General features: G+C 47.2%; 15 protein-coding genes. All 15 read left to right on the top strand.

Annotated features, from left to right (window positions below):
• Positions 1-235 precede the first annotated feature (235 nt).
• The 15 genes from V6669_RS27540 (at position 236) to V6669_RS27470 (ending at position 18,151) form a co-directional block, all read left to right on the top strand.
• Complete coding sequence (locus V6669_RS27540; protein WP_017691941.1) at positions 236-493, top strand: DUF1146 family protein; 258 nt, start codon at positions 236-238, stop codon at positions 491-493.
• A 522-nt stretch (positions 494-1,015) separates the two neighbouring features.
• On the top strand, positions 1,016-2,362 hold the full coding sequence (murA, locus tag V6669_RS27535) for a UDP-N-acetylglucosamine 1-carboxyvinyltransferase (protein ID WP_338595061.1): 1,347 nt from the start codon (positions 1,016-1,018) through the stop codon (positions 2,360-2,362).
• Between the two features lie 471 nt (positions 2,363-2,833).
• Positions 2,834-4,174 (top strand): stage II sporulation protein D, encoded by a 1,341-nt coding sequence (gene spoIID, locus V6669_RS27530; protein WP_338588720.1) that lies wholly within the window; start codon positions 2,834-2,836, stop codon positions 4,172-4,174.
• A 1,039-nt stretch (positions 4,175-5,213) separates the two neighbouring features.
• On the top strand, positions 5,214-5,951 hold the full coding sequence (locus tag V6669_RS27525) for a M23 family metallopeptidase (RefSeq protein ID WP_133386097.1): 738 nt from the start codon (positions 5,214-5,216) through the stop codon (positions 5,949-5,951).
• Between the two features lie 170 nt (positions 5,952-6,121).
• Complete coding sequence (gene spoIIID / locus V6669_RS27520) at positions 6,122-6,409, top strand: sporulation transcriptional regulator SpoIIID (RefSeq protein WP_024632710.1); 288 nt, start codon at positions 6,122-6,124, stop codon at positions 6,407-6,409.
• A 219-nt stretch (positions 6,410-6,628) separates the two neighbouring features.
• Positions 6,629-7,627, top strand: coding sequence for a rod shape-determining protein (locus V6669_RS27515; protein ID WP_133386096.1), 999 nt, complete (start codon positions 6,629-6,631; stop codon positions 7,625-7,627).
• A 102-nt stretch (positions 7,628-7,729) separates the two neighbouring features.
• Positions 7,730-8,614 (top strand): flagellar hook-basal body protein, encoded by an 885-nt coding sequence (locus tag V6669_RS27510; RefSeq protein WP_338588719.1) that lies wholly within the window; start codon positions 7,730-7,732, stop codon positions 8,612-8,614.
• A gap of 44 nt (positions 8,615-8,658) precedes the next feature.
• Positions 8,659-9,498, top strand: coding sequence for a flagellar hook-basal body protein (locus V6669_RS27505; RefSeq protein ID WP_338588718.1), 840 nt, complete (start codon positions 8,659-8,661; stop codon positions 9,496-9,498).
• A gap of 12 nt (positions 9,499-9,510) precedes the next feature.
• Complete coding sequence (locus tag V6669_RS27500; protein ID WP_017691949.1) at positions 9,511-9,735, top strand: DNA-directed RNA polymerase subunit beta; 225 nt, start codon at positions 9,511-9,513, stop codon at positions 9,733-9,735.
• Positions 9,736-10,222: 487 nt separating this feature from the next.
• Complete coding sequence (gene fabZ / locus V6669_RS27495) at positions 10,223-10,654, top strand: 3-hydroxyacyl-ACP dehydratase FabZ (protein ID WP_036613058.1); 432 nt, start codon at positions 10,223-10,225, stop codon at positions 10,652-10,654.
• A gap of 111 nt (positions 10,655-10,765) precedes the next feature.
• Complete coding sequence (locus tag V6669_RS27490; protein ID WP_076209803.1) at positions 10,766-12,487, top strand: phospho-sugar mutase; 1,722 nt, start codon at positions 10,766-10,768, stop codon at positions 12,485-12,487.
• Between the two features lie 217 nt (positions 12,488-12,704).
• On the top strand, positions 12,705-14,726 hold the full coding sequence (locus V6669_RS27485) for a DUF5693 family protein (protein WP_338588717.1): 2,022 nt from the start codon (positions 12,705-12,707) through the stop codon (positions 14,724-14,726).
• Positions 14,702-15,883: a polysaccharide pyruvyl transferase CsaB gene (gene csaB / locus V6669_RS27480; RefSeq protein ID WP_338588716.1), complete on the top strand. Its 1,182-nt coding sequence runs from the start codon at positions 14,702-14,704 to the stop codon at positions 15,881-15,883. The genes V6669_RS27485 and csaB overlap by 25 nt, the downstream gene beginning before the upstream one ends.
• A 7-nt stretch (positions 15,884-15,890) precedes the next feature.
• Positions 15,891-16,649 (top strand): WecB/TagA/CpsF family glycosyltransferase, encoded by a 759-nt coding sequence (locus V6669_RS27475; protein WP_338588715.1) that lies wholly within the window; start codon positions 15,891-15,893, stop codon positions 16,647-16,649.
• 374 nt (positions 16,650-17,023) lie between these two features.
• Positions 17,024-18,151, top strand: a complete 1,128-nt coding sequence (locus V6669_RS27470) for an MraY family glycosyltransferase (RefSeq protein WP_036612523.1) — start codon at positions 17,024-17,026, stop codon at positions 18,149-18,151.
• The last annotated feature ends 17 nt before the right edge of the window (positions 18,152-18,168 follow it).

Here is an 18,168-nt window from a genome sequence, read left to right as displayed (position 1 = left end):
GCCTATATTCCATAGAGTCAGCAGAAGCAGGAAGCTGCGTAGTAGATTCCATAGTCATGCACAGCCGCATTGTTGCTGCTCGGTGATTGGGCATCAGGAGATTCCTGCCTGGCAGGAGTAAATCTGACAGTACGCTCAGTATGTTGTGCTCAAGACATTCCAGTATACTAACAAGTTATGGGTGCCGGGCATATGATATGCTGATCGCTGCAACAAATGTGGAGGTAAAGAATATATGGATACTGATCTGACGAATCAGGTGAATCAGGCGTTAAGCACCAATGGCTTGGTCTCAATCATCGTCTCCCTGTTATGTATAGCATTGTCTTGGTGGGCTTTGACCAATCTCAAACTGGATTTAATCATCAGGCAACCACGAGGTGCTCAGGGAAGACTGTTGCATTTGTTGCTCGCCATCATTTTGGGGCATGCCGTTGCTGGCTTTGTCATTGACTACTTGTCCTGGACTCAAATGTTGCGTAATTTGTTTTAATGTTGAGATGGTTGGTTAATCATCTGTTAGGTTCTTCAAGCTGCTCATTGTCGAATAACATCGATTAATTGTGTTAACAATTAGAGTATGAGTTGTCGGTAAAGAAATTAAGAAAAAAATGTGACGTAAAATTGGATGAATTTGAGATGTTTTATGTAAAAATGCTTGTATCGTACAATTCAACAATGTTATGATGGAAGTTAGGGAATTCACAATTGTTCACTTATTTTGTAGTTATAAACGGGATATCCGGTTCATGCCGGCTAATAACCATCCCACTCTGTCTGTTCTGATGCTCTGCTGGCTTGTAAGACACTGATTTTTACATGCTGAATAGCAAGATGCACGGCACATGGTATCATTGATATGGATTATAAAAACCAATTCTTTTCTGAACAGACATCTGTGGCAATATGCCAGAATATGTCGAAATTCCACACACAGCAACAGTCCTTTCTAGCATAGTGGGGCTTACGTATTCCGGAATGAAGAAAAGGGAATAAAAGCGCGGAGGGAACCATGATGAGCAAATTTATCGTCCGCGGTGGCAAAAGGTTGACCGGAAGTGTCAAAGTTAGCGGCGCTAAAAATTCTGTTCTTCCGATCATCGCTGCCTCTCTCTTAGGGGAAGAAGGACAAAGCGTTATTATTGACGCGCCTCCTCTAGACGATGTGATGACGATTAACAAGGTGTTGGAATCGCTGGGAGCGGGAGTTACATACCGGGACGAAGTGATTACCGTAAATGCGGAGAAACTTACTTCCTGTGAAGCCCCGTATGAATGGGTAAGTAAAATGCGGGCGTCTTTCCTGGTCATGGGGCCTTTGTTGACTCGAATGGGTCATACAAGAATCTCACTTCCTGGTGGATGTGCCATCGGTACACGGCCTATTGATCAGCATTTGAAAGGTTTTGAAGCCATGGGCGCAGAGATCAGCTTGGGCCAAGGTTATATCGAAGCTCGTAGCCAAGGACGGTTGCGTGGCGCGAAAATTTATCTGGATGTGGCTTCCGTAGGTGCCACTCAAAATATTATGATGGCTGCAACATTGGCCGAAGGTGTAACTGTTCTGGAGAACGCGGCGAAAGAACCTGAGATTGTGGATCTTGCCAACTTCCTGAATGGAATGGGTGCCATCGTACGTGGTGCTGGTACTGGAGTGATCCGCATTGAAGGTGTGGAGAAACTTGCAGGTGTTACACACACCGTTATTCCGGATCGGGTAGAAGCTGGTACGTATATGGCTGCTGCTGCAATCTCTGGTGGCGACGTGTACATTGAAGGTGCAATCTCTGATCATTTAGGCTCCGTTATCGCGAAGCTTGAAGAGATGGGTGTTACAATCCAACCGGATGAGAATGGCGTGCGTGTAATCGCAGATCGTCCTCTTAAGGCTGTGGATGTGAAAACATTACCATACCCAGGATTCCCTACAGATATGCAATCCCAGATGATGGCACTCTTGCTCGCATCTGAAGGAACAAGTGTCGTGACAGAGACTGTTTTTGAAAACCGATTCATGCATGTTGATGAATTCCAATTGATGAATGCGGAGATCAAAGTTGAAGGACGTTCGTCCATCATCACAGGTAATGCCAAACTGAAGGGTGCCAAAGTAACGGCTACCGATTTGCGTGCGGGTGCCGCACTCATTATTGCAGGTCTCGTTGCTGAAGGTACAACGGAAGTGGGCGGTGTTCATCACATCGACCGTGGCTATGTACATCTCGCTGAGAAGCTTAACGGACTTGGCGCTGACATCTATCGGATCTCGGTTGATGAGCCTAAGCTGGAAGCAACCAAAGCACCTAGTGAAAAAGTGGAGAAAGAAGTACCGATGTTTAAGGTGCAACCAACTTTGGCTTAACACTGGATTGAATAGAAAAAATATGGTCCTCCTATGATGAGTCACACAGTTGTGTGGATTATGAATACGATGGAACGTATATTGTAAAAAAAGTGATAAAGCTAAGCCATCCGGCTTGGCTTTTTTTGTGTTTACTTTTAAGAAGACAACGAGATATTTGATACCTGATTCTATTAATAGCTGGTCCTAACTTGTATAGCATAACATCGTATTCTGTATCGATTCTGAACCAAATGAAAGAGCGAACTTTATATAGGGTGTTGGGTCCAGCTAAACACCGGTATTCAGCGACAGATCAACGTTTCTAAGATGTACATAGCAAAAGAAAACAGGAAATTAAACAGAACGAAAAGGGTCTCGTTTCTCTTAAATCAGGTTCTATCAGATCAAGCCAGCTCATAACCTAAACTATGGATTTGAACAACACGACCGGCACATGACCGGCCATAGATAACGGAGGGTTATATTCGAATGAAAGAAGCTCGTGTACAGGTAAAGGTACCCCTTGTCCCTCGTCAAGGTATGCAAGAGCCGGAGGGAACTACCGTTTCTGGAGTGGAAAAAGACAAGCCTGCCCCATTGAACCTGAGGACTGTTCCATCACAGCCTGCAAGATTATCCAATCCAGGACGGGTGTCGACAGATGAACTGAACCGAAAGACAACCGAGCATATTCATATACCTGTTATTGAGCTGGACCAGTTCCGCCGTGTGAAGCGTCGTCGAATGCGGACATTTGGACGAAAACCCCGATGGGGACGTAATACGACGCGATGGCAACCCGCTGCCGCTGTATCTGCCTTATTGGTAATGGCGTTGCTGATTCCGGTAATTCTGGTATGGCCGCGGACAAACGAATCACCAAAGCCGATCCCTGTTCCAACAGATTCAAGCAGTACAAGAAACCCAGCTCCTGCACCAGCCGTTCCTGGTACCTACCCTGAACCTAAAGTACGCGTATACCTGTCTGCAACGGGCACAACGATGAATCTGCCATTGGAAGACTATGTTACCGGGGTTGTGGCAGCTGAGATGCCGGCGGAATTCAGACTGGAGGCGTTAAAGGCACAGGCGATAGCAGCTCGCACATTTATCGTGCGAAGACTTGCTGCTAGTGATACAAGCGGAGTTCCATCAGGTGCGGCGGATGTGACGGATACGGTCAGCCATCAGGTGTTTATTCCGCCAGATCAGGTGAAAGCGGATTGGACGCGTCTAGGGAAGGCAAAGGAATGGGAGAAGCTGCAACAGGCTGTGCGCGAAAGTCGAGATACGGTGATGACCTATCAGGGCAAGGCAATCACCGCATCCTTTTTTTCCACAAGTAATGGGTATACCGAGAATGCCGAGGATGTATGGGGGAACGCTGTGCCGTATCTGCAAAGTGTAGACAGTCCGTGGGACAAAAATCTGGCACCAGGATTCAAGCAGACCGTTACCTTGAAGCGTAATGAGATTCTGCAGAAGTTGAACTTGGATGCCATTCCGGTTACCGCCCAGAAGGGTGGATCGTGGATGGAAGTATTGTCTACAACCAAAGGGCATCGGATTAAGGAAATGCAGATCGCAGGTGAGACATTCAGCGGACCCGAAGTTCGCAAACTGCTTGGATTAAGATCCAGCCAGTTCAGTTGGAAGACCACAGGTGATGAGGTCCAAATTACAACGTACGGGTACGGGCATGGGGTTGGCATGAGCCAATGGGGAGCAAACGGCATGGCGCAGGAGGGACACACGGCCACCCAGATTCTCAAACACTACTATACCGGCATCTCATTCGGACAGGCATCCAAGATGCTTGCATCGAAGTAGGAGAGATGAACACGGATGGATAAATGTAAATTAATTCGAATGGATGCAAATGTGTGCAAATGTAAGGGGATGAGAGCTGTTTAGATTTGTTTGGACGAAATGATCAGGCTTCCCATATAAGCTTTGGCGCGCTAACGAATCTGACAGACCTTATTGGGCGTTATCAAGATGAATGAAAATTCTAACGAACCTCAGACACGCTATATCACGATATACCACCGAGCTGATCCGATAATAGCGCCCAAAAGGGTAATTAGCGTGTCTAGGGTTCTTTAGAATTCCTAAGCAGCGATTTCCCCGCCAATAAGACCGTCTGAGTTCGTTAGAAATATATTATTATCTAATCATGAGCAAAATTGAGGGTTCTGTCATTCACCACATGCTCATTCGCAATAAGCAAGCCGAACCAAAACCAAAACAGAACCAGAACGTTGAAATCAAGTCTCCGAGCCCTAAGGTTAAAAAAATGATTTATGTTCCCTGTCTACCAAGCAACTTCTAACTATACTGTAACCAATCATGATTCAGCTTCTTTAAAATCTAGATGTTAAATGAAACAGTCATTAGTGGCGCGCCCTGTCTATCTCTAATCTCAAATCTCACTTTAAAGAACCTGGGCGTCCTAAATCTGTATTATCCGGTCACAACCTATATCATTTCGCTCTCACCGATAAATGAACTTCATAGAAGGATTGACCTTTACAGCCAATCCGGACCAGTCTACCAACACCCATTCCGGAGCTTTCGAGATTTGGCTATATATGCCGAGAGTGCTAGCGTATGGAGAGCGCAGGGGACAGAAAAGACCTGTAGAAACAAAGTGTCCGCCTTTACTACCGGATTTCACCTTTGAAGAAGGTGATAGAAGAAATCTGGTAGTAACCAGCGGTCGAAAGGTTTTCTGGCCCCGAAGCGGTGCACGCACTAATCACTCACCCCTCACATATATAGCACTCTCTGAAACCTCCGTGAAAATAATTAGAGTCGCGCGTGTATAAAAGAGTTGCACCCGGTAACACTTGTTACTGAGGTGATTAACATGAATGAACAAAACAAAAAATCAGTCCAAGAAGAAACTCCTAAAACAACTCAAGGAGTACCGGCTAGCCAGCCCTCTTCATGGAAAAGAGCAATGTCCAAACGCTGGGTCTTCCCGGCAGCCTACATCGCAGCAGCAGGCATTATACTAACCTTAGTGTGGGTCTATCAGGGCACAGGCGACAAAACGCTGAACTCGGACCCTGCTAGCGGGGTAGTAGAAACAGGCGCATCGGCGGGTACAGAAGGAACAGCAGTAGGCGAAGAAGAAAGTGTGGAAGTTGTTGCAAAGTCGGAGAATTTTGTATGGCCGGTAGCGGTACCGTCCGAAATTTCGGTAGTAAAACCTTTCTATGATAGCGAAGCTTCAACCGAGGAACATGAAGCGGCGATGGTGCAGTACAATGATACATTCATCCCGAACACGGGTGTGGATCTGGCACGTGGGGATAATAAAACATTTGAAGTAAAAGCAGCGCTTGCCGGTAAAGTTACCCGGGTTGAGCAAAATCCGCTCACAGGTCAGGTTGTGGAAATCACACACAGCGATAACCTGAAGACGGTATACCAAAGCTTGGCAGACGTCAAAGTGAAACAGGACGACGAAGTGAAACAGGGAGATGCGATTGCATCCGCTGGCGTCAATGAATTGGGTAAAACGCTTGGCAACCACCTTCACTTTGAAGTGTACGAAGACGGACAGCCGGTTAACCCGCAAGGATATCTTCCGGAAAAATAAATGAATTTTACCGCAGCAACATGATGGGCAGAGGGTTGAACCTCTGCTCTTTTTGTGCTTTTCAGAAAATAATGGGACCTTCGAAGCTTGTCATACCTCTAAACCGCGAATATATAGGCATGCTCCTCATATAATGTACCAAACTATCCACACAGTAGGGAGGCGGGAGCGTGCACGATTACATCAAGGAACGGACCATCAAAATTGGTCGCTGCATTGTTGAGACGAGGAATACGGTCCGTACCATAGCCAAAGAATTCGGCGTGTCAAAGAGTACTGTGCATAAGGATCTGACGGAGCGTCTGCCGGAAATCAACCCTGATCTTGCTGACCAGGTGAAACACATTTTGGAGTATCACAAGTCCATCCGCCATTTGCGGGGCGGTGAAGCGACCAAAATTAAATACAAAAAAACGAGTGGCAAGAAACGTGAGGTGTTGGCTTCCGCCAAATCGTAAGCATCTTCACAAAGACGTAGGCCAAAAAGCTCACACATGCATTGAATCCCTCCCCTGAAGTATGATATGTTAAAAGCTGGTACAGGATCGAATTATGACATCTTATCAGCCCGATTTTTACATATATATGTTGCACTTTGTCGAACGAGCGGTGACGTGATAAGGGACTCTTTTTCACAGGATACGCTGACCAAATAATATCACTTTGGGGGCTCTTTTATGTTTAGCAAGGATATCGGTATTGATCTTGGCACGGCGAACGTGCTTATTCACGTGAAAGGAAGTGGGGTTGTCCTCGATGAACCTTCCGTCGTGACCATTGAAAGAGATACGAAGCGTGTCCTTGCTGTTGGGGAAGAAGCGCGTCGTATGGTGGGGCGTACTCCAGGTAACATTGTTGCCATTAGACCGCTGCGTGACGGCGTTATTGCGGACTTCGAGATTACAGAAGCGATGCTCAGACATTTCATTAATCGTGTGGGTGCAAGAAGCTGGTACAGCCACCCTCGGATTCTGATCTGTGCACCAACGAACATTACTTCCGTGGAGCAGAAGGCCATCCGTGAGGCGGCAGAACGCAGCGGTGCCAAAGAAGTGTTTCTGGAAGAAGAGCCGAAAGCGGCAGCGATCGGTGCGGGAATGGACATTTTTCAGCCGAGCGGCAATATGGTCGTGGATATCGGCGGCGGTACGACTGACGTTGCAGTCCTTTCTATGGGCGACGTGGTCACCGCCTCTTCTATTAAAGTCGCAGGGGACAAGTTCGACGAAGCCATTATCAAGTTTATCAAAGCCAAGTACAAGCTCATGATCGGTGAACGGACCGCTGAAGATATCAAAATTGCGATTGGTACCGTACATCCGGGTGGACATCAAACGGAGATGGACATTCGCGGACGCGATATGGTATCCGGTCTGCCGGTTACCGTAACGGTATCGGGAAATGAAGTACAGGAAGCACTCTGGGATTCCGTACAATCCATCATCGTGGCAGCGAAGTCGGTATTGGAACGTACACCGCCTGAATTGTCAGCGGACATTATCGACCGTGGTGTTGTATTGACTGGCGGAGGTGCATTGCTGAACGGACTGGACGAGCTTTTGTCCAATGAATTACATGTACCGGTATGGGTGGCTGAAGATCCAATGCACTGTGTCGTGAAGGGGACAGGCATAATGCTTAATAATTTGGATCAGGTGGTTAAGAAAAAGTTCTAATCTGCCGATATAAATAGCAAAGGTTCGCCATGCTCGGAAAGCAGAACGGACAAGCAGCCAACCTGTGATGCAGGTCAAGCGCTTGAGGAGAGGGGTTAATTCATGTTAAGAGGTCTGTACACCGCTACTGCGGGAATGATTACGCAACAACGCCGCCATGACACAGCAACACAGAATATCGTAAATATGAACACCACGGGATACAAACAGGTGAACAGCGTAAGCCGTTCCTTCCCGGAAATGCTCATTACCTTGGTAGGCGGAGATGCAAATCTCCCGACAAAGCGGCTGGGCAAGCTGAACACGGGGGTGTTCGCGGAAGAAAGTTTGTCCATGAATTTGCAGGGGACCATTATGGAGACTGGGCAGAAAAATGATTTTTCCATTTCATCCAATATGACTGTCAATGATCCGCAGACTGGACAACCTGTCCCGTTTGACGCATCAGGCAAATTTGTACGGGCCGACGGCACGGTGACTTACCAGCCTCAGGCGTATTTTACAGTTCAGGATGCAGAAGGTAACACCCGATATACACGCGATGGTCACTTCGAGATCACAGGAACGGGACAATTGCTGAGCTCAACAGGTTCACAAGTGTTGGATAATAATGGACAACCTGTAGTGTTGACAGGTTCCATAGAGCAATTTAAAGTGGATGAGCAAGGCCGTTTGGTGGATGCAGCAACGGGTGCACCAACAGGGGTTACTCTTGGCATTAGTGTCATTGACCAGCCGAATCAACTGGTTCGTCAAGGTGATGGCAATTTCAGTCTCAGCGATGCAAACGGGGCAACAGCCCGGATGATGGCTGCAGGAGATAATGTGCAGATCCGTCAGGGATACTTGGAAGGCTCGAATGTTGATGCCTCACAGGCAACGGTTGATATGAACGCCGCATTCCGTGCGTATGAAGCAAACCAGAAGGTCGTACAATTCTACGACCGCAGTCTGGATAAAGCCGTCAATGAAGTCGGGCGTGTATAACGTCGACGTTTAAATATAACCGCGCAGCGGGAGGGTAACCACCGATGAATAATTCCATGATTAGTGCCAAGGTGTCCATGACTGCCATACAGCAGCGTCTGGATGTCATTTCCGATAATATTGCCAACGTGAATACGGCAGGCTATAAAAGCAAACAAGCGGCTTTCGAGGATGTGCTGACCCGGGTTCAACAACAACCGGACAAGTACAAACTGGATGGACGTTCCACACCAATGGGATATAACCTCGGTTTTGGTGCTCGTTTGGCAGATGTAACGAAGGATATGTCTCAAGGCCCCTTGAACGAGACTGGCCTTCCGACCGATCTGGCCATTGAGGGAAATGCGATGTTTGCAGTTGAAGCGAATGGGGAGAAAATGTGGACACGTCAGGGTGCATTTCATTTTGTACCTGATACAAGACCCAAGCCTACTCCAAATTCACCTGATATGATGGTGATGGTCAATGGCGAAGGCCACTTTGCCCTGGATCGTCAAGGCAATCGTATTACGGCACCGAATAATAGCAAAGTTGCTTTTGATGAAAATGGCAACCTGTTAATCCGACGCGGTAATGAGGCAAACGCAACCATTGGAGCACAGCTGCAAGTGGTAGACATTGAACGCCCTGAGGGGCTGGTACAGTATGCGGATAACCTTTTTGGTCTGGATGCGGGATTAACCGAAGATGATGTATTTGGCGCTAATGCAGCTACACGTCAAGCGGCTGCCTTGATCCGTCCAGGATTTCTGGAGCAATCCAATGTGGATCTGACACAGGAGATGTCTCTGCTTATGCAAGGACAGCGGACATATCAGCTGGCGGCAAAGGCGCTAACATCAAGTGATTCCATGTTGGGTCTTGCCAACAATATGAGAGCGTAAAAGGTGAATGTGATGACAGAAACACAGCAGCAAAACAGTAAGCCAGAGAAAAAGGAAGTCAAGAAGAAGAAGAGTGGATGGCGCATCGCAAGATGGTTCCTGGTTCCGGTCCTGCTTGTTCTTGCCCTCGCTGGCGGAATGGTAGCTGGATATGTGGTACTGGGCAAACAGGATATCGGTTCCGTATGGCAATGGAGTACATGGGAACATGTATATAATCTGGTGTTCGCTCCATAATGTAACGAGTTAAGCGAAAACTCCTGCGCAGGCAGGAGTTTTCTTTTTGACGTTGAAAACAGTATAATGATGGATGACGTTTGACGTCACAAAAGAGGCCTCCCCTGCGAAAGACATTCGTCATCGCGAAGAGAGACCCCTTATCTTAACCTTCACTACTGCAGTCATGAAGGATATAACTAGTGTTAACCCAAAATATGCTTTTCATACAAAATTTAAAAATTAAAAAACCATTTATATGAGCTTCGATTTTGTCATGTGGGGGTTGACCTTGCAGCACCGAAGTAAGTGGAGGGAACGGAATCGTTCAGAAGAAGCAAAGCGCTCGCCTTTGTCACCGAATTTTGACCTCTCTGAGGTGGATCAAAAAAATTCGGAGACAACAGCGATCAGAGGGACGATCCGTAACCGTAACGACCACCGTAGCGCTAAGAGTCAATCCATGATGAAGAACGCTCATATAAACATCCCGAGAGGAGATTACACTGTGCTCGATATCAAACAGATTCAAGAAATCATCCCGCACCGCCCCCCGTTTCTGCTGGTGGACAAGATTCTAGAGATTGAGGATGGAAAACGTGCCGTTGGTTTGAAAAACGTAACCATTAACGAACCTTTCTTCATTGGTCATTTCCCAGAGTATCCGGTAATGCCGGGTGTACTGATTACAGAAGCGCTTGCACAAGTTGGTGCAGTAGCCATTCTGAATTTGGAAGGCAACAAAGGCAAAATCGGCTTTTTGGCGGGACTGGACAATTTCCGATTCCGTGGACAAGTTGTGCCCGGAGATACGTTGATTCTGGAAGTGGAGATTACACGTCTGAAGGGTTCTATTGGTAAAGGTAAAGCAACTGCCCGAGTGAACGACAAAGTTGTCGCTGAAGGCGAGATTATGTTTGCACTGTCTGACCCAAGCTGATTACATACGTGAGCATTTACATCATGCAGGAACGTAGACGGACCGAATGATGCAAGATGCTGAAGTAACTCAGCACACCTGAATTTATATAGACGGAAGGGGTTTATCGGAATGGAACAGTTAAGCACAGCAGCAGCAGAGACGTTGCAGCAATGGTTGGAGGATGCTTCGATTGATGAAGCAACGAAACAGGAGCTTCGTGACTTGCAGGATCAACCGAAAGAGCTGGAGGAACGTTTTTACAGAAACCTGGAGTTTGGTACAGGTGGATTGCGCGGAGTTATTGGTGCCGGAAGCAACCGGATGAACCGTTACACCGTAGGTCGGGCAACGCAAGGATTTGCGCGTTATTTGCTTGAGCAGCATGGTGACCAAGAAGGCAAACCTTCTGTTGTCATTGCTCATGATTCCCGTCATTTCTCACCTGAATTCACACTGGATGCTGCGCTTGTACTGGCTGGAAACGGCATTGTAGCCAAGCTGTTCCCATCCCTGCGTTCAACTCCTGAGTTGTCATTCGCGGTGCGTCATCAGAAGGCAACTGGCGGAATTGTTGTAACAGCGAGCCATAACCCACCGGAATATAACGGCTACAAAGTCTACAATCATGAGGGCGGTCAATTGGTACCGAATGAAGCGGAAAAAGTCATTCAGTACATTCAGGAAGTGCCTTCCCTTGCTGACGTGAAGAAACTGACGCAAGAAGAAGCAGAAGCTCAGGGGCTCCTGATCTGGTTGGGTGAAGACCAAGACCAAGCGTTTGTGGATACCGTAGCAAGCCGCAGTCTGAGCCGCGAACTGATTCAATCCGGCATAGGCCGTGATTTCAAAATCGTTTACACACCGCTGCACGGAACAGGCAACATCCCTGTACGTCGCGTGCTGGAGCAGATCGGATTCGAGCAAGTGCACATTGTAGCTGAACAGGAACAGCCGGATGCTGAGTTCTCGACCGTGAAATCCCCTAACCCGGAAGAACGAGAAGCATTTACGCTTGCAATGAAACTGGGAGAATCCGTGGGTGCTGACATTCTGATCGGTACAGATCCGGATGCAGACCGTATGGGTGCTGTCGTGAAAGACAACGATGGCAAATATTTCGTCTTGTCTGGTAACCAGTCCGGTGCCATTATGGTACATTACCTGCTCAGTCGCCTGCAAGAGACTGGAACGCTGCCAAGCAACGGTGCAGTTGTCAAAACGATCGTAACAAGTGAGATGGGTGCTGTCATTGCTGAACATTACGGGGCAGAAGTGATGAACACACTGACAGGCTTCAAATATATCGGTGAAAAAATGAACCAGTTCGAAGCAACAGGCAGTCATACATTCTTGTTCGGATATGAAGAGAGTTATGGCTACCTTTCCGGCAACTATGCCCGTGACAAGGATGCTGTCCTTGCCTCGATGCTGATTGCTGAAGCAGCTGCGTATTATAAGAGCCAAGGCAAGACGTTGTATGATGTTTTGCAAGAGTTGTACAACCAATTCGGATATTTCTTGGAGAAGCTGGAGTCCCGTACGCTGAAAGGCAAAGACGGCGTAGCTCAGATTCAGGCCAAAATGACGGACTGGCGTTCCAATCCGCCACAAGAAGTAGCGGGAATTGCTGTACAGGATGTACTGGACTATTCCCTTGGTCTGGACGGTCTTCCGAAGGAGAACGTACTGAAGTTCATTTTGGCAGACGGTTCATGGTTCTGCTTGCGCCCTTCAGGAACAGAGCCAAAGATCAAAGTATACTTCGCCGTGCGTGGAGAGAACTTGGAAGATGCGGAAAGCCGGATCGAGCGTCTGGTGACTACAGTGATGTCGCGTGTAGACGCACAATAATACGAATGCAACAATGAGCAAGAACATGAGAAGGCCTCTCCGCACCGTAAGGTTGGTTGGCGGAGGGGTTTTTCTTTGAAATAAAAGTGTAGATGGATCTAGCATATAAGAGGGCTTGTTGACACAAGCTGTTTGTAACCTATTGTATGAATGTTAAATGAACGAATTACTTGAGCTGAACGTGCATTTGGTTCCAACACTTGAGGAGGTACATGTAGTGCGTCAAAAATGGCTTTATTGGAATAACGCTTCTCGGAAGTGGTTGTGGCTCGTCGTTATTATCGGTCTGGTTGCGTCCATCCCTGTCATCAGTGATCGGGTACAGACAGAATCTTCTGCCAAAAAGGTGGAGCTTGTCTTCAACTATAGAGGTCTGCTGGATATCTCCGCGTATCAGGCACATCCGCAAGATTTCATGAACGAACAATTGACTCGTCTGAAAGACGCAGGCGTAACAACGATGGCTGTGTTCGAAAGTACATTGGACGAGCTGAGAAAGACACGCCGACTAATGGTGTACAATGGCCAAGATCTCGCGAACTTGACCAAAAATGTGATTCCTTCTAATGAAAATTACACGTATGTGTTATTTACATCGGAGGAAAACGCACAGACGTATACTCCTATTATTGAACAAACGTTCGCTGATCGGCAGATTCCGGTAGTACCATGGGAATATGAAGGTCGTAGCGGCTTAATATTGCAGACTCCTCCGGAGAATGCCAACATGCAGCCTTTGCAGCCCGATCCGGTTGCCGTGAAGATGCTGCGTGATAAAGGTTTTTACATTTTGCCGCGGATCTCGGACAGTGTGCCATACAGCCAGGAATCGATGGAGCGCTTGCTTACCTTCTTCGAAGAGAATGGCGTAAAGCGCATCTTGTTTGATGGTGATGCTGTGAAAGGGTACAATGATAATGCAGAGATGAAAAGTCTCGACCAATTCGCACAATTGCTGAACAAGCACAATATTGGTCTTGCAGCCATCGAGAACTTGAAGAAACCGCAGTCTGGATTCCAGACCCTTGCTTATAAAACGGATTACAACGTTACGCGTCTGTACTCGCTTAGTGATGGAGATGCCAATCTGGACGTAGATACGATTGCTGACCGTTTTGTTCTCGCAACCAAGGATCGCAACATTCGTATGCTCTATATGAATGCATCACCAAGCCGGAATACAGCAAAGGCCATGATTACAGATCCAATTGAGAATCTGATCAACAGCCTGGGTGAGCCGGGTCATGCGGTAGAACGCATGGCGAAGCATGGATTCGAGCTAGGACAAGCTGAGGCATTTACAGTTAAGGATTCTTCGATTCAACGTTATGCCAAGCTGGTTGCTCTTGTTGGTGCAATTGCCATGATTGCACTTATGGTTTCTTATTTTATCCCACTGCTGACTTTGATAGCATTTGTGGTTGCTCTGGTGGGCAGTGCAGGATTGTTCCTCTTGAAACCAACGCTGCTGGAGCAAGGAATTGCCTTGCTTGTGGCCATAGCGGCGCCGACCATAGCGATGGTGCTGGCCGTTCGTACAGTGAACTATCAGCAGCAGCGTCAACCTGACGCATCTGCGGGTCGTCGTTTGAAACAGACATTAGTATTATATGTAAGAACGTCAATTCTGTCGTTCCTGGCGGTACCTTTTGTCATCGCATTGCTTAACAGTATTACGTACAGTCTGGTAATTAACCAGTTCCGCGGCGTAAGTCTGTTGCACTTTGCACCTATGGCACTGGTAGCGATCTATATTGTGTTTTATCGTGGTTCGGGTTCATTCTCTATTAAGAAAATTAAAGAAATGCTTCGTATGCCAATTAATGTGTTAATGGTTGTTTTGGCGCTTGTTGCTGCCGTTGTTGGATACTATTACTTGAGCCGTACAGGCAACTCGGGTTCAGTAACACCATTCGAGATGTTCCTTCGTACCACGTTGGAAGATACGTTCGGTGTGCGGCCGAGATTCAAAGAATTTATGCTGGGACACCCGCTATTTATCGTTGGCGTGTTCGCCGCTTTAAAATATCGTAAAGTCATCTTTGTGCTCATTATTGCAGCGATTGGACAATTGTCCATGGTGGATACGTTCGCGCATATCCATACGCCGGCTGTATTGTCACTCATTCGTGGAGTGATGGGATTGGGACTTGGCTTAATCTTCGGTATCATTGCTGTGGGTGTGTGGCAAGTAGCGGAAGGATGTTGGAAAAAATGGTCACCACTTCTCAAAAGTTAGTCATCTCGGGGTATTACGGATTCCGCAATAGCGGAGACGAAGCGGTGCTAAAGTCGATTTTGACAGCGCTGGAAGAGGAAAGCCAAAGGTCGAACGTCACCATTGAACCTATTGTTCTCTCGGGTGATCCCGAGTCAACAACCGCCATGTACGGTGTACGCTCCGTGCATCGCATGAAATTGAAGGAAGTCCGTGAAGCACTCAAGGAGAGCGACGGGTTAATCAGTGGCGGAGGAAGTCTATTGCAGGATGCAACTGGACTGAAATCCATTCCTTATTATCTGGGTGTAATCAAGCTGGCTCAGATGTTGAAAAAACCAACGTTTATCTATGCACAGGGGATTGGCCCTGTGAATCGTAAAATTTTTAATCCGATGATCAAATCGGTCTTTAAGGCCTGCACCTATGTATCCGTTCGGGATGAACAATCCGCAGACTACTTGCGTGGGCTCGGGTTACAGTGGAATCAGATCCATGTTGTACCCGACCCAGTAATGGGCTTGCCATTACCTGAAACAAATTCGAAAGCTGTAGCAGGCGCTACTTCAGCAGATGCTGTTAACCAGGCTAATCGAGTGGAACCTTCAACTGGAGGACATACCAAGCTTCCTGTGATCGGCATTTCGGTACGTTTTTGGGAATCAGACCGAAAGGAACTTACGGCTATTGCCGCAGGATTGAAAAAGTTGTGCTCCAAAAGAGCTGTGCACTTGCGTTTTCTGCCATTCCATTTGCCAGTTGATGAACAGGCTTCACGATTCCTTATGGAAATGCTCGGTGATGTGAGCAGCAAAGGCAGTGAGATTAGCATCACAGAAGATCTGACCGATCCTCAGCTTATGCTGGAGGAAGTCAGCAAGTGTGATCTTGTCATCGGTATGCGTCTGCACAGTCTGATTTATGCGGCATCACAGTATGTGCCTCCGGTGGGCATCTCGTATGATCCGAAAATTGATCAATTCCTGCTTCGCCTGGATAGTGAACCAGCAGGCAATACGGATACACTCGATGGCGACAAACTCGCTAAGACTGTTGTTGGACTGCTGGATCAACGTTCACAGTGGCTGAAGGAACATGAAGAAGGTATCACCCAACTGAAGCAGGAAGCTAGAGTACCTGCACAGCAGATTATTAACTATTTAGGCCGCAAAGGATGAGATAAAGATGAGTCAGACCGGATCAATACCTACCGTTTCGATCTACGGCATTCCTTTTTCCAAACTGACGATGAAAGAAACGGTAAAGGTTCTTCAGGAAGCTGTGCTGTCCAAGCAACCACACCAAGTCATTACAGCTAACCCGATTATGGTTATGGCTGCACTGGAAAATCCCGCAATTATGGAAGTCATGCAAGCTGCGGAATTGATCGTTCCTGATGGAACAGGTGTCGTATGGGCTGCAAACTATTGTGGAGATCCTGTAGCTGAGCGAGTGCCGGGTTTTGAGCTTTTACATGAATTGCTGCGTGTTGGAGAAAACTATCGATGGGGCGTATATCTGCTGGGTTCCACCCCTGAGGTGATTCAAGAAACGGCAGTTCGGTTACAACAGCAGTATCCGGCGATTCGAATTGTGGGTTATCGCGACGGTTATTTTGGTCCGGCTGAGGATGAACAGGTTGTTGCTTCCATACGGGAAGCTGCACCTGATCTGTTGTTTGTAGCACGTGGGGCAGACACCCAAGAACCGTGGATTCACAAACACAAAGATGCACTTCAAGTTCCCGTAACCATGGGCGTTGGCGGCAGCTTTGATGTGATTTCGGGCAAAACCAAACGTGCGCCTATGCTGTTCCAAAAGTTAAGACTGGAGTGGTTCTATCGCTTATTGCGTGAACCAAGCCGGGCTGGCCGGATGCTTGCGCTTCCGAAATTCGCTGTTAAGGTGATGCGGGACAAAGAAAACGTGACGAAAGTCCGTTAAAAACAGGTAATTGCGAGATAAATGCTTGTTTTTGCTAGAAATTAAGGATGGCTTTTCGGGTGTGATGAGCGTATAATTCATTCCGGATTACATGTGTGCCACTCCATGAAAACAGAAGCGTTACACTTGGCACTACGATTGCAAGGCAACCTGTCGATCGCCGTTATCCCCAGATTTCCTTTTATCCTTTTCCAAAGGATGAAATCCGGCGATAAATGCGAACGTTACACTTCTCTAGGTTTTCCTTGCACTCTTCGTTATCGTGTAACAGAATTTTTCATCAAAAGTGACTAACAATAATTTTTTATATATAAAAAGAGATCAGGGGATTTATAATTTCGTACAGGTATTATAATTGGGGGTCGAATGTTCAAATGGTAGCGATCTTTATCATTGGATTTATCGTGTCAATGGGACTGGCTCTTGCCCTGACACCACTTGTCAAAAAGTTCGCAGTCCGCATTGGCGCAATGGATACGCCGAATGCACGTAAAGTACACACACGGATCATGCCACGTCTTGGTGGTCTGGGGATATTCCTGGCCTTTATTATTACAGTTGCTGCATTGCTTCCGTTTGTATCGGCATGGTTCACGACTCGTGATATGAGTTTTGTCAGCGCGTTTCTGATTGGTGGAACCATTATCGTACTGATCGGAGCACTCGATGATCGGTTTGAGCTGTCGGCCAAAGTGAAGTTGCTCGGTCAGATCGTTGCTGCTTCTGTCGTTGTATTCGGATTTAATATCCGGGTAGATTTCGTTAACATCCCTTTTCAGGATTCCTATTCTTCACTCGAAGCTTGGGTATCCATTCCGCTGACGATCTTATGGATCGTTGGTGTAACGAATGCGATTAACCTGATTGACGGTTTGGATGGTCTGGCAGCTGGTGTATCTGGTATCGCGATTGGTACCATTGCCGTGATGTCATTCCTGATGGGTAACATGATGATCGCCTTGATGTGCCTTGTGTTGTTGGGTAGCATCATTGGATTCCTGTTTTTCAACTTCCACCCAGCCAAGATCTTCATGGGGGATACCGGATCGCTATTCCTTGGTTTCTCTCTGGCGATGCTGTCCATGCTGGGATTCAAACAAATTGCTATCGTGTCCTTTATTACCCCGCTGATCATTATCGGTGTGCCGCTCTCGGATACATTCTTCGCGATTATCCGTCGTGCGGTACAACGGAAACCGATTTTCGCACCGGATAAAGGTCACCTGCATCACTGCTTGCGTGAACTAGGATTCAGTCACCGTCAGACGGTACTGATCATTTATGGAATTGCCGCATTCTTCGGAGTTCTGGCGATTATCCAATCTTCCGCTGCCATGTTTGAAGCGAACTGGGTAACATTCGTGGTCATCTGTATCATGATGTTCTTCCTTCAGGTGGGAGCAGAAGTCATCGGGCTTGTTAGCAAAACGAGAAGACCGGTTATTAACTTCCTGATGCGCATGCGCGTCAAGCTGAATCCGGAGACCCGTTCGAAATCATAAATAGATAAATGTAATGG

The sequence above is a fragment of the Paenibacillus sp. Y5S-9 genome (assembly GCF_036894235.1).
In the GTDB taxonomy this organism is placed as follows: Bacteria; Bacillota; Bacilli; order Paenibacillales; family Paenibacillaceae; genus Paenibacillus.
This window is presented reverse-complemented; position numbering and strand designations above follow the sequence as displayed.

Excerpts from the sequence above, each read along its gene's own strand:
- V6669_RS27540 (WP_017691941.1), top strand. The coding sequence starts at position 236 with ATGGATACTGATCTGACGAATCAGGTGAATCAGGCGTTAAGCACCAAT.
- murA (WP_338595061.1), top strand. The coding sequence starts at position 1,016 with ATGAGCAAATTTATCGTCCGCGGTGGCAAAAGGTTGACCGGAAGTGTC.
- spoIID (WP_338588720.1), top strand. The coding sequence starts at position 2,834 with ATGAAAGAAGCTCGTGTACAGGTAAAGGTACCCCTTGTCCCTCGTCAA.
- V6669_RS27525 (WP_133386097.1), top strand. The coding sequence starts at position 5,214 with ATGAATGAACAAAACAAAAAATCAGTCCAAGAAGAAACTCCTAAAACA.
- V6669_RS27515 (WP_133386096.1), top strand. The coding sequence starts at position 6,629 with ATGTTTAGCAAGGATATCGGTATTGATCTTGGCACGGCGAACGTGCTT.
- V6669_RS27510 (WP_338588719.1), top strand. The coding sequence starts at position 7,730 with ATGTTAAGAGGTCTGTACACCGCTACTGCGGGAATGATTACGCAACAA.
- V6669_RS27505 (WP_338588718.1), top strand. The coding sequence starts at position 8,659 with ATGAATAATTCCATGATTAGTGCCAAGGTGTCCATGACTGCCATACAG.
- V6669_RS27500 (WP_017691949.1), top strand. The coding sequence starts at position 9,511 with ATGACAGAAACACAGCAGCAAAACAGTAAGCCAGAGAAAAAGGAAGTC.
- V6669_RS27490 (WP_076209803.1), top strand. The coding sequence starts at position 10,766 with ATGGAACAGTTAAGCACAGCAGCAGCAGAGACGTTGCAGCAATGGTTG.
- csaB (WP_338588716.1), top strand. The coding sequence starts at position 14,702 with ATGGTCACCACTTCTCAAAAGTTAGTCATCTCGGGGTATTACGGATTC.
- V6669_RS27475 (WP_338588715.1), top strand. The coding sequence starts at position 15,891 with ATGAGTCAGACCGGATCAATACCTACCGTTTCGATCTACGGCATTCCT.
- V6669_RS27470 (WP_036612523.1), top strand. The coding sequence starts at position 17,024 with ATGGTAGCGATCTTTATCATTGGATTTATCGTGTCAATGGGACTGGCT.